The 12544-nt window shown below is 67.7% G+C and carries 11 protein-coding genes; all 11 read right to left on the minus strand.

What is annotated here, in order from left to right; genetic code table 11:
• Nucleotides 1-19: 19 nt before the first annotated feature.
• On the minus strand, nt 20-301 hold the full coding sequence (gene rpsS / locus Q6349_RS01190; RefSeq protein ID WP_171246407.1) for a 30S ribosomal protein S19: 282 nt from the start codon (nt 299-301) through the stop codon (nt 20-22).
• A gap of 15 nt (nt 302-316) precedes the next feature.
• Nucleotides 317-1153 carry a 50S ribosomal protein L2 gene (gene rplB, locus Q6349_RS01195; RefSeq protein ID WP_171246408.1) on the minus strand — a complete coding sequence of 279 codons (837 nt, stop codon included), beginning with the start codon at nt 1151-1153 and terminating at the stop codon, nt 317-319.
• A 31-nt stretch (nt 1154-1184) separates the two neighbouring features.
• Nucleotides 1185-1487, minus strand: a complete 303-nt coding sequence (gene rplW, locus Q6349_RS01200; protein ID WP_171246409.1) for a 50S ribosomal protein L23 — start codon at nt 1485-1487, stop codon at nt 1185-1187.
• Nucleotides 1484-2182: a 50S ribosomal protein L4 gene (gene rplD, locus Q6349_RS01205; protein ID WP_304602519.1), complete on the minus strand. Its 699-nt coding sequence runs from the start codon at nt 2180-2182 to the stop codon at nt 1484-1486. The genes rplW and rplD overlap by 4 nt, the downstream gene beginning before the upstream one ends.
• 5 nt (nt 2183-2187) lie before the next feature.
• Nucleotides 2188-2841 carry a 50S ribosomal protein L3 gene (gene rplC / locus Q6349_RS01210; RefSeq protein ID WP_171246411.1) on the minus strand — a complete coding sequence of 218 codons (654 nt, stop codon included), beginning with the start codon at nt 2839-2841 and terminating at the stop codon, nt 2188-2190.
• A gap of 14 nt (nt 2842-2855) precedes the next feature.
• Nucleotides 2856-3164 carry a 30S ribosomal protein S10 gene (gene rpsJ / locus Q6349_RS01215; protein WP_013837837.1) on the minus strand — a complete coding sequence of 103 codons (309 nt, stop codon included), beginning with the start codon at nt 3162-3164 and terminating at the stop codon, nt 2856-2858.
• A 460-nt stretch (nt 3165-3624) separates the two neighbouring features.
• Nucleotides 3625-4821, minus strand: coding sequence for an elongation factor Tu (gene tuf / locus Q6349_RS01220; protein WP_171246412.1), 1197 nt, complete (start codon nt 4819-4821; stop codon nt 3625-3627).
• Nucleotides 4822-4947: 126 nt separating this feature from the next.
• The gene (fusA, locus tag Q6349_RS01225; RefSeq protein ID WP_171246413.1) at nt 4948-7053 is read right to left on the minus strand and encodes an elongation factor G; all 2106 of its coding nucleotides are present in this window, start codon (nt 7051-7053) and stop codon (nt 4948-4950) included.
• A gap of 116 nt (nt 7054-7169) precedes the next feature.
• Nucleotides 7170-7640, minus strand: coding sequence for a 30S ribosomal protein S7 (gene rpsG / locus Q6349_RS01230; protein ID WP_171246414.1), 471 nt, complete (start codon nt 7638-7640; stop codon nt 7170-7172).
• A complete protein-coding gene (rpsL, locus tag Q6349_RS01235) occupies nt 7640-8014 on the minus strand; it encodes a 30S ribosomal protein S12 (RefSeq protein ID WP_106267324.1) in 375 nt (124 codons plus the stop codon). Before rpsL ends, rpsG begins: the two co-directional genes overlap by 1 nt.
• Before the next feature lie 596 nt (nt 8015-8610).
• On the minus strand, nt 8611-12492 hold the full coding sequence (locus tag Q6349_RS01240; protein ID WP_171246415.1) for a DNA-directed RNA polymerase subunit beta': 3882 nt from the start codon (nt 12490-12492) through the stop codon (nt 8611-8613).
• Nucleotides 12493-12544 lie beyond the last annotated feature (52 nt).

The following is a 12544-nucleotide window of genomic DNA, read 5'->3' on the forward strand; positions in this document are numbered from 1 at the left end:
CGCTACCGACTGACCGGGGTCAGCGGCGGCGACCCTTCCTGTCGTCCTTCACGTGGCCGCGGAACATCCGCGTGGGGGCGAACTCGCCCAGCTTGTGACCCACCATGGCCTCGGTCACGAAGACCGGGACGTGCTTGCGACCGTCGTGGACGGCGAAGGTGTGGCCGAGGAAGTCGGGCGTGATGACCGACCGGCGGGACCACGTCTTGATGACGTTCTTGGTCCCCTTCTCGTTCTGAGCGTCCACCTTCTTCTGCAGGTGGTCGTCGACGAAGGGGCCCTTCTTCAGGCTACGAGGCATCTGTCAGGCTCCTTTTCAGCGCTTCTTGCCGGTGCGACGACGGCGGACGATCAGCTTGTCGCTGGGCTTGTTCGGACGACGGGTCCGGCCCTCGGGCTGGCCCCAGGGGCTCACCGGGTGGCGGCCACCGGAGGTGCGGCCCTCGCCACCACCGTGCGGGTGGTCGACGGGGTTCATCACGACACCGCGGACGGTCGGGCGGACGCCCTTCCAGCGCATGCGGCCGGCCTTGCCCCAGTTGATGTTCGACTGCTCGGCGTTGCCGACCCAGCCGATCGTGGCGCGGCAGCGCAGGTCCACGTTCCGGATCTCGCCGGACGGCATGCGCAGCTGGCCGTAGGGGCCGTCCTTCGCGACGAGCTGGACCGAAGCGCCCGCGGAGCGGGCGATCTTCGCGCCGCCACCGGGGCGGAGCTCGACGGCGTGGATGACGGTACCCGTCGGGATGTTGCGCAGCGGCAGGTTGTTGCCGGGCTTGATGTCTGCGCCGGGGCCGGCCTCGACGGTGTCACCCTGCGCGAGCTTGTTCGGCGCGATGATGTAGCGCTTCGTGCCGTCCGCGTAGTGCAGGAGCGCGATGCGCGCCGTGCGGTTCGGGTCGTACTCGATGTGCGCGACCTTCGCCGGCACGCCGTCCTTGTCGTGACGACGGAAGTCGATCACGCGGTAGGCGCGCTTGTGGCCACCGCCCTTGTGCCGGGTGGTGATCCGGCCGGAGCTGTTGCGGCCGCCGGTCTTGGACAGCGGACGAACCAGCGACTTCTCCGGCTCCGAACGGGTGACCTCGACGAAGTCGGCGACGCTCGAGCCGCGGCGGCCGGGCGTCGTCGGCTTGTGCTTACGGATTCCCATGGAAGTAGTCCTCGATCTGCTCTCGTGCGGCTCAGCCGACCGGACCGCCGAAGATGTCGATCGACCCCTCGCGGAGGGTGACGATCGCACGCTTCGTGTCCTTGCGCTTGCCCAGGCCGAAGCGCGTACGACGCGCCTTGCCCTTGCGGTTGATCGTGTTCACCGAGGCGACCTTCACGCCGAAGACCTTCTCGACCGCGATCTTGATCTCGGTCTTGTTGGCGTCCGGGTCCACGACGAAGGTGTACTTGCCCTCGTCGAGGAGGTTGTAGGACTTCTCGGAGACGACCGGCGCGATCAGGATGTCGCGCGGGTCCTTCGTCACGGCGGTCACTTGGTGGCCTCCTTCTCGGACGCGGCCTCGGTCTCGGTCGCGACGGCCTTGGCCGACTTGCCCGTCGCCGGGCCGGCCAGGAACGCCTCGAGCGCACCGGAGGTGAAGACGACGTCGTCGGAGACGAGGACGTCGTAGGTGTTGAGCTGGTCCGCGGTCAGCAGGTGGACCTGCTCCAGGTTCCGCAGCGACTTGATCGTCAGCTCGTCCGAACGCTCCGTGACGACCAGCACGTGCGTGCGGTCGGTGAGCGCCGAGATGGTGCCGAGCGCGGCCTTGGTCGACGGCTTGTCGTCGATGCCGAACCCGGAGACCACGTGGACGCGGCCGGCGCGGGCACGGTCGGAGAGGGCACCGCGCAGGGCGGCGGCCTTCATCTTCTTCGGCGTGCGCTGGTCGTACTTGCGCGGCTGCGGGCCGTGGACGGTGCCACCACCGGCGAACTGCGGGGCGCGGATCGAACCCTGGCGGGCGCGACCGGTGCCCTTCTGCTTGTAGGGCTTCTTGCCACCGCCGCGCACCTCGGCGCGGGTCTTGGTGGCGGCCGTCCCCTGGCGGGAGGCCGCGCGCTGCGCGACGACCACCTGGTGGATCAGCGGGACGTTCGTGGCGACGTCGAACACCTCGGCGGGGAGCTCGGCGGTGCCGGCCTTCTTGCCCGTGGCGTCGAGCACGTCGACGGTCAGGTTAGCCATCGGTCTCAGGCTCCCTTCGCGGCGGTACGGACGAGGACGATGCCGCCCTTGGGACCCGGGACCGCGCCCGTGACGAGCAGCAGACCCTTCTCCGCGTCGACCGCGTGGACGGTCAGGTTCTGGACGGTCTTGCGGGCGTTGCCCATGCGACCGGCCATCCGCATGCCGCGGAAGACGCGCGAGGGCGTGGCGGCGCCACCGATCGAACCCGGCTTGCGGTGGTTGCGGTGCGCACCGTGGGAGGCACCCACACCGGAGAAGCCGTGGCGCTTCATGACACCGGCGGTGCCCTTGCCCTTGGTGGTGCCGACGACGTCGACCAGCACGCCGGCCTCGAAGGCCTCGGCGGTGATCTCCTGGCCGAGCGTGTACTCGGCGGAGTCGTCGGTACGGATCTCGGCCACGTGACGGCGCGGCGTGACGCCGGCCTTCTCGAAGTGGCCCTTGAGCGGCTTGGTGACCTTGCGCGGGTCGATCTGGCCGGCGGCGAGCTGGACGGCCGCGTAGCCGTCGGAGTCCGCGTTGCGGACCTGCGTCACCACGTTGGTGGGGACGGCCACGACGGTGACCGGGACGAGCTTGCCGTCCTCGTTCCACGTCTGCGTCATGCCGAGCTTGGTGCCGAGCACCGCGGTCACGTTCTTCTGCTGGTTGGTCATGATCTCTTCCAGCCTCAGAGCTTGATCTCGATGTTCACGTCGGCCGGCAGGTCGATGCGCATCAGCGAGTCGACAGCCTTCGGCGTGGGGTCGATGATGTCGATCAGCCGCTTGTGAGTACGCATCTCGAAGTGCTCACGGCTGTCCTTGTACTTGTGAGGCGACCGGATGACGGTGAAGACGTTCTTCTCCGTCGGCAGCGGCACCGGGCCCACGACCGTCGCACCAGCGCGAGTGACCGTGTCGACGATCTTGCGCGCCGAGCTGTCGATCACCTCGTGGTCGTAGGACTTGAGCCGGATGCGGATCTTCTGTCCCGCCATGGCGTCGTCTGACTCTCTCTCTCGAACCGCTACTGTCCGACCCCCGCGCTCGGGCGTGTCGCTTTGTGCGACAGAACCGTGCGCATACCTGTCCGGCATGGGGGCCGTGGGTGTGGCCCGCGGTGCGGGCCACGACGTATGCCAAGCCTGTCGAAGACATGTGTCCGTGGGGCGCTCGTGCGCGTCGACAGCCGGCATCCCACGACTCCCCCGGGGGGAGGTCGCGCCCGACGCCACCGCAGACCAGAGGTCCCGGCGGCACCGTGGTGCTACACACTGTTCGACACGAGAAAGAACGCGCCCGTGACAGGCAACTTGTACATCTTGCCATACGAGGAGCCGGGAAACCAACCCCTCGTACTGTGACGCCGGACGCATCCGAGGCCCGGACCCGCGCGGGGCCCGGGCCTCGGAGGACCGGCGGAGCCTAGGGCTCCGGGATCACCAGGTGATCAGCAGATCACTTGAGGATCTTGGTGACACGGCCGGAACCGACCGTGCGGCCACCCTCGCGGATGGCGAAGCCGAGGCCCTCCTCCATGGCGATCGGCTGGATCAGCTCGACCGTCATGTCGGTGTTGTCGCCCGGCATGACCATCTCGGTGCCCTCGGGCAGCTCGATGACACCGGTGACGTCCGTGGTCCGGAAGTAGAACTGCGGACGGTAGTTCGAGTAGAACGGGTTGTGACGGCCGCCCTCGTCCTTGGCCAGGATGTAGACCTGGGCCTCGAAGTTGGTGTGCGGGGTGATCGAACCCGGCTTCACGACGACCTGACCGCGCTCGACGTCCTCACGCTTGAGACCGCGCAGCAGCAGACCGGTGTTGTCGCCCGCCTGGGCCTGGTCCATCTGCTTGTGGAAGGTCTCGATACCGGTGACGGTCGTCTTCTGCGGCGAACGGATGCCGACGATCTCGACCTCGGAGTTGATGTCGAGCGAGCCGCGCTCCACCTTGCCGGTGACGACGGTGCCGCGACCGGTGATGGTGAAGACGTCCTCGATCGGCATGAGGAACGGCTTGTCGAGGTCACGCTGCGGCTCGGGGACGTTCTCGTCCACGGCCTCCATGAGCTCGAGGACCTTCTTGGTCCACTCGGGGTCGCCCTCGAGGGCCTTGAGGCCGGAGACGCGGATGACCGGGGCGTTGTCGCCGTCGAAGTCCTGCGACGACAGCAGCTCGCGGACCTCCATCTCGACGAGCTCGAGGAGCTCCTCGTCCTCGACCATGTCGGACTTGTTCAGCGCGACGAGCAGGTACGGGACGCCGACCTGGCGGGCCAGGAGGACGTGCTCGCGGGTCTGCGCCATCGGACCGTCGGTCGCGGCGACCACGAGGATCGCGCCGTCCATCTGGGCGGCACCGGTGATCATGTTCTTGATGTAGTCGGCGTGACCCGGCGCGTCGACGTGCGCGTAGTGACGGTTCGGCGTCTCGTACTCGATGTGCGCGATGTTGATCGTGATACCGCGCTGCTTCTCCTCCGGCGCGGCGTCGATCTCGTCGAAGGCGCGGAGCTGGTTCGCCGGCAGGTCCGGGTACGTCTCCGCGAGGGTCTTCGAGATCGCGGCGGTCAGCGTCGTCTTACCGTGGTCGACGTGACCGATCGTGCCGATGTTGACGTGCGGCTTGGTCCGCTCGAACTTGGCCTTAGCCACTGGGTCCTCCTGGGACTTGGGTAGATGTTCCGAACGATTGCGAGTGTCGGCCGATCAAGCCTAACCCTCGGGGCGTTGCGGTTTCCTACAGGTTGATGGTTGTGCAGGTGTTCGACCTGTGGGGACTCACTCGCCCCGGGTCTTCTTGATGATCTCGTCAGCCACGGCCTTGGGGACCTCGGCGTAGCTGTCGAACTGCATCGAGTACACGGCGCGGCCCTGCGTCTTGGAACGCAGGTCACCGATGTACCCGAACATCTCGCTCAACGGTACCTGGGCGCGCACGACCTTGACGCCGGTCGCGTCCTCCATGGACTGGATCAGTCCACGCCGCGAGTTGATGTCGCCGATGACGTCGCCCATGTACTCCTCGGGCGTACGGACCTCGACGGCCATGACGGGCTCGAGCAGGACCGGGTCGGCCCGCTTGACGCCCTCCTTGAACACCATGGAGCCGGCGATCTTGAACGCCATCTCCGAGGAGTCGACGTCGTGGTACGCACCGTCGAGGAGCGTGGCCTTGACGCCGACGACCGGGAAGCCGGCCAGGACACCCTGCTGCATGGCCGCCTGGATACCGGCGTCCACCGACGGGATGTACTCGCGCGGCACACGACCACCGGTGACCTCGTTGGCGAACTCGTACAGCTCGCCCTCGGCGGTGGTCTCCAGCGGCTCGAAGTTCACGATGACCTTCGCGAACTGACCAGAACCACCGGTCTGCTTCTTGTGCGTGTAGTCGATCTTCTCCGCCTTGCGACGGATCGTCTCGCGGTACGCGACCTGCGGCTTGCCGACGTTGGCCTCGACCTTGAACTCGCGCTTCATGCGGTCCACGAGGATGTCCAGGTGGAGCTCGCCCATACCGCCGATGACGGTCTGGCCGGTCTCCTCGTCCAGCTTGACGCGGAACGTCGGGTCCTCGTCGGCGAGCTTCTGGATCGCCGTCGAGAGCTTCTCCTGGTCGGCCTTCGTCTTCGGCTCGATCGCGACGTCGATGACCGGCTCGGGGAAGGTCATCGACTCGAGGATGACCGGCGCCTCGGGCGCGCTCAGGGTGTCACCGGTGGTGACGTCCTTGAGCCCGATGAAGGCGTAGATGTGACCGGCCTGCGCCTCGGGGACGGGGTTCTCCTTGTTGGAGTGCATCTGGAAGAGCTTCCCGATGCGCTCCTTCTTCCCCTTGGTGGTGTTGAGCACCTGGGCGCCCTGCTCCACCTTGCCCGAGTACACGCGGACGTAGGTCAGCTTGCCGAAGAACGGGTGCACGGCGACCTTGAACGCCAGGGCCGAGAACGGCTCCGTGGCGTCCGCGTGACGCTCGATGACCTTCTCCTCGTCCTTGACGTCGTGGCCCTGGACGGCCGGGACGTCGAACGGGGAGGGCAGGTAGTCGATCACGGCGTCGAGCATGGGCTGCACGCCCTTGTTCTTGAACGCCGAGCCGCACAGCACCGGGAAGGCCTCGGAGTTGACCGTCATCTTGCGGATGCCGGACTTGATCTCGTCGACCGTCAGCTCTTCGCCGCCGAGGTACTTCTCGAGGAGGTCCTCGTCGGACTCCGCGACGGACTCGATGAGCTCGTTGCGGTACTCCTCGGCCTTGGCCTGGAGGTCCGCCGGGATCTCCTCGACCTCGTAGGTCTCGCCCAGCTGGGTCTCGCCGTGCCAGACCAGCGCCTTCATGGTCAGCAGGTCGACGACGCCGATGAAGTCGTTCTCGGCGCCGATCGGGAGCTGGAGCACGAGCGGCTTGGCCTTGAGGCGCTCGACGATCGTCTTCACCGTGAAGTAGAAGTCGGCACCCAGCTTGTCCATCTTGTTGACGAAGCAGATGCGCGGCACGTCGTACTTGTCGGCCTGGCGCCAGACGGTCTCCGACTGGGGCTCGACGCCCTCCTTGCCGTCGAAGACGGCGACGGCGCCGTCCAGGACGCGCAGCGAGCGCTCCACCTCGACCGTGAAGTCGACGTGGCCCGGGGTGTCGATGATGTTGATCTGGTTGTCGTTCCAGTAGCACGACGTCGCGGCGGACGTGATCGTGATGCCGCGCTCCTGCTCCTGCTCCATCCAGTCCATCGTCGACGCACCGTCGTGCGTCTCACCGATCTTGTAGTTCACACCCGTGTAGTACAGGATGCGCTCGGTGGTGGTGGTCTTGCCGGCATCGATGTGAGCCATGATGCCGATGTTGCGGACCTTCTTCAGGTCGGTCAGCACGTCGAGTGCCACGGTGTCTTACCCCTCGGGTCAGTGGGACGTCGGAAACCGGTGCCGGAGGCCGGCCGGCAGCCGGATCCGGGTGCGGCTGACGACCCCGGGGAACTCCCCGAGGTCGTCAGCACGCATCACCAACGGTAGTGCGCGAAGGCCTTGTTGGACTCGGCCATCTTGTGCATGTCCTCGCGACGCTTGACCGCGGCACCCAGGCCGTTCGACGCGTCGAGGATCTCGTTCATGAGTCGCTCGGTCATCGTCTTCTCGCGGCGGGCCCGCGAGAAGTCGGTGAGCCACCGCAGGGCGAGCGTCGTGGAGCGCGAGGGGCGCACCTCGACCGGCACCTGGTAGGTCGCACCGCCGACACGGCGGGAGCGGACCTCGAGAGCCGGGCGGACGTTCTCCAGCGCGCGCTTGAGAACGACGACCGGGTCCTGGTCGGTCTTGGTACGCACACCCTCGAGGGCGCCGTACACGATCGCCTCGGCGGTGGACTTCTTGCCGTCGAGCAGGACCTTGTTGATCAGCTGCGTGACGATGGGCGACCCGTAGACGGGGTCGACGATGAGCGGCCGCTTGGGGGCCGGACCCTTGCGGGGCATCAGGCCTTCTCCTTCTTCGCGCCGTACCGGGAACGTGCCTGCTGGCGGCCCTTGACACCCTGGGTGTCGAGCGCGCCACGCACGATCTTGTAGCGGACACCGGGGAGGTCCTTCACACGACCACCGCGGACGAGCACGATGGAGTGCTCCTGGAGGTTGTGGCCGACACCGGGGATGTAGGCGGTGACCTCGATGCCGGAGGAGAGCTTCACACGCGCAACCTTGCGGAGCGCCGAGTTCGGCTTCTTGGGGGTGGTGGTGTACACACGGGTGCACACGCCGCGCCGCTGCGGGGAACCCTTGAGCGCCGGAGTCTTCGACTTCCCGGCCTTCGAGGTCCGGCCCTTGCGGACGAGCTGCTGGATCGTAGGCACTACGTCTCCGTCGTCTCTCGAGCTCTCGAGGACCGTCGTCCGGCCCTCGACTGGTGGTCTGTACTGGCTTGTGCGCGCCGATCGCATGCGGCACCCGCGGCCCTCACGGACCGCCACGCCACGTACCACCGGCTCGATGGCCCGGGGTGCGCCCACGATCCCCACGGAGGAGCGGGCGTTCTTCCCGGGATGCTCGTGCGATCGTCGGCGGCGTGTTCGTCGGGTCGTCCGGACAGAAGCTCGGATGACCCTCGGGATGCACGGCGCGACGGCACGGGCACGGCTTCCAAGATTACCCGCGGAAGCAAGCGGGGTCAAAGGATGAGACGAGGGCGGCACTGTGACCTCCGTCGCCCACCCGCACGCCGCGCCGCCGGCCCGGCACCCGCGGGACGCCGGCCCACGGTCGCCGGGTCGTACCCCGCGTCGCCCCGTCGTACCCGGCGGGTACGACGGGGCGACGGCCGGTAGGACCGCGCGGGCCGAGGTGGCCGGTCGGGTCGGGTGGTCGATCGGGACGGGGCCGGCCCAGGACGCGGGAAGGCCCCGCCGTCGCGCCTCGCGGCACGACGACGGGGCCTCTCCGTCGAACAGGATCAGCGGAAGTCGCCGAAGTCCAGGTCCTCCAGCGGGATCGCCTCGCCCGAGCCCATGCCGAGCGTCGGGAAGTCGATCTCGTCGTAGCCGAAGCTCGGGTAGAGCTCCGCCTTGGCCTGCTCGGTCGGCTCGACCTCGATGTTCCGGTAGCGGGACAGCCCCGTACCGGCCGGGATGAGCTTACCGATGATGACGTTCTCCTTGAGGCCCAGCAGCGGGTCACGACGCCCGCTCATCGCCGCCTCGGTGAGCACCCGGGTGGTCTCCTGGAAGGAGGCCGCCGAGAGCCACGAGTCGGTGGCGAGCGAAGCCTTCGTGATACCCATCAGCTCCGGACGGCCGGCGGCCGGCTGGCCACCCTCCGCCACGGCCGCACGGTTGGCGTCCTCGAAGCGGACCCGCTCCGCGAGCTCACCGGGCAGCAGGTCGGAGTCACCGGCGTCCAGCACGGTCACGCGACGCAGCATCTGGCGCACGATGACCTCGATGTGCTTGTCGTGGATGTCCACGCCCTGCGACCGGTAGGTCTCCTGGACCGCGTCCACGAGCTGCTTCTGCGCGGCGCGCGGGCCGAGGATGCGCAGCACCTTCTTCGGGTCCACGGCGCCCTGCACCAGCTGGGTACCGACCGCGACGTGGTCGCCGTCGGCGATCAGCAGGCGCGCACGCTTGGTGACCGGGTACCGGATCTCCTCGCCGCCGTCGTCCGGGGTGAGGACCAGGTGCCGCGTCCGCTCGGTGTCCTCGATGGCCACCCGACCGGTGTACTCGGCGATCGGCGCCTCACCCTTCGGGGTACGGGCCTCGAAGAGCTCGGTCACACGGGGCAGACCCTGCGTGATGTCGTCCGCGGAGGCGACACCACCGGTGTGGAAGGTACGCATCGTCAGCTGCGTGCCCGGCTCACCGATCGACTGCGCCGCGATGATGCCGACGGCCTCGCCGATGTCCACGAGCTTGCCCGTGGCCAGGGAGCGGCCGTAGCACTTGGCGCAGGTGCCGACGCGCGACTCGCAGGTCAGGACCGACCGGACCTTGACCTCCTCGATGCCGGCGGCGATCACCTGGTCGATGATCACGTCGCCCGCGTCGCTGCCCGGCTCCGCGAGGACCGTGCCGTCGGGGGCGACGACCTGCGTGGCGAAGGTGCGCGAGTAGATCGAGGTCTCCACGCGACCGTCCGGCACGAGCTGGTCGCCGATGCGCTCGGCGACCGGCAGCATCAGACCACGCTCGGTCCCGCAGTCCTCCTCGCGGATGATGACGTCCTGGGAGACGTCCACGAGACGACGGGTGAGGTAGCCGGAGTCCGCGGTACGCAGCGCCGTGTCGGCCAGACCCTTGCGGGCACCGTGCGAGGCGATGAAGTACTCGAGGACGGACAGACCCTCGCGGTAGTTGGACTTGATCGGGCGCGGGATGATCTCGCCCTTCGGGTTGGCCACCAGACCGCGCATACCGGCGATCTGACGCACCTGCATCCAGTTACCGCGCGCCCCGGAGGAGACCATCCGGTAGAGCGTGTTGCGGGTGTCGTTCTCGAGGTTGTCCCGCATGACGGCGGCGATCTTGTCGGTCGCCTGCGTCCAGATCTCGATGAGCTCCTGGCGACGCTCGTCGTCGGTGATGAGGCCCTTCTCGTACTGGCCCTGCACCTTCAGCGCACGCGCCTCGTGCTCGTCGAGGATCTCGTTCTTCTCCACGGGCATCGCCACGTCGGAGATCGAGATCGTCACGCCCGAACGCGTGGCCCACTTGTAGCCGGCGTCCTTGAGCGCGTCCAGCGACGTCGCGACGTCGACCTTCGGGTAGCGCTCGGCGAGGTCGTTGACGATCGCCGAGAGCTCCTTCTTGCCGACGACCTCGTTCTGGAACGGGTAGTCGGTCGGCAGCGCCTCGTTGAACAGCGTCCGGCCGAGGGTGGTCTCGAACAGCAGCTGCTGGCCGGGCTCCCAGCCCTCGGGGGCCTCGAAGCCGTGGCGCGGCGGCACCAGGTCGGACATGCGCATCTTGATCGACGCGTTGATGTCCAGCTCGCCGCGGTCGAAGGCCATGATGGCCTCCGCCTGGGTGCCGAAGACGCGACCCTCACCGACGGCACCGGGCCGCTCGGCCGTCAGGTGGTGCAGACCGATGATCATGTCCTGCGACGGCATGGTCACCGGACGGCCGTCCGACGGCTTGAGGATGTTGTTGCTCGAGAGCATGAGGATGCGGGCCTCGGCCTGCGCCTCCGCGCTCAGCGGCAGGTGGACCGCCATCTGGTCACCGTCGAAGTCGGCGTTGAACGCGCCGCACACGAGCGGGTGCAGGTGGATGGCCTTGCCCTCGACGAGCTGCGGCTCGAACGCCTGGATGCCCAGACGGTGCAGCGTGGGCGCACGGTTGAGCAGCACCGGGTGCTCGGTGATGACCTCTTCGAGGACGTCCCACACCACGGGGCGGGTGCGCTCGACCATGCGCTTGGCCGACTTGATGTTCTGGGCGTGGTTGAGCTCGACCAGACGCTTCATGACGAACGGCTTGAACAGCTCGAGCGCCATCTGCTTCGGCAGACCGCACTGGTGCAGCTTGAGCTGCGGGCCGACCACGATGACCGAACGGCCCGAGTAGTCGACGCGCTTGCCGAGCAGGTTCTGACGGAACCGGCCCTGCTTGCCCTTGAGCATGTCGGAGATCGACTTCAGCGGTCGGTTGCCCGGCCCGGTGACCGGACGGCCACGGCGGCCGTTGTCGAACAGCGAGTCGACGGCCTCCTGCAGCATCCGCTTCTCGTTGTTGACGATGATCTCCGGCGCGCCCAGGTCCAGGAGCCGCTTGAGGCGGTTGTTCCGGTTGATGACGCGGCGGTACAGGTCGTTCAGGTCCGACGTCGCGAAGCGGCCACCGTCGAGCTGCACCATCGGGCGCAGGTCCGGCGGGATGACCGGCACCGCGTCGAGCACCATGGCCGTCGGCGAGTTCGTCGTCGTCAGGAACGCGTTGACGACCTTGAGCCGCTTCAGGGCACGCGTCTTGCGCTGGCCCTTGCCGCTGCGGATGGTCTCGCGCAGCGACTCGGCCTCGGCGTCCAGGTCGAAGCTCTCCAGACGCTTCTGGATCGCCTGGGCACCCATGGCGCCCTCGAAGTACGTGCCGTAGCGGTCCACGAGCTGCCGGTACAGCATCTCGTCGCCCTCGAGGTCGGCGACCTTGAGGTTCTTGAACCGGTCCCAGACCTGCTCGAGGCGGTCCAGCTCCTGGTCGGCACGCTTGCGCAGCTGCGCCATCTCGCGCTCGGCGGCGTCGCGGACCTTGCGGCGCGCGTCCGCCTTGGCCCCCTCGGCCTCGAGCTCGGCGAGCTCGCTCTCGAGCTTGGTGGCACGGATGTTGATGTCGTTGTCGCGCCGGTCGGTGATCTCCTTCTTCTCCAGGTCGATCTCATTCTGGAGGTTCGGGAGGTCTTCCTGGCGGGCCTCGTCGTCGACCCACGTGATCATGTAGGCCGCGAAGTAGATGACCTTCTCCAGGTCCTTCGGGGCGAGGTCGAGCAGGTAGCCCAGGCGGGACGGCACACCCTTGAAGAACCAGATGTGCGTGACCGGGGCGGCCAGCTCGATGTGCCCCATGCGCTCACGGCGCACCTTGGAGCGGGTGACCTCCACGCCGCAGCGCTCGCAGATGATCCCCTTGAAGCGCACGCGCTTGTACTTGCCGCAGTAGCACTCCCAGTCCCGGGTGGGGCCGAAGATCTTCTCGCAGAAGAGCCCGTCCTTCTCCGGCTTCAGGGTGCGGTAGTTGATGGTCTCGGGCTTCTTCACCTCACCGTGCGACCAGGAACGGATGTCGTCGACCGTGGCCAGGCCGATACGCAGCTCGTCGAAGACGTTGACGTCGAGCAAGATGTCCTACTTCCTCAAAGCTTTTCGGATGATTCCGTGGATCAGCTGGTCG

It is taken from the genome of Isoptericola sp. 178 (genome assembly GCF_030586525.1).
Classification (GTDB): domain Bacteria; phylum Actinomycetota; class Actinomycetes; order Actinomycetales; family Cellulomonadaceae; genus Isoptericola; species Isoptericola sediminis.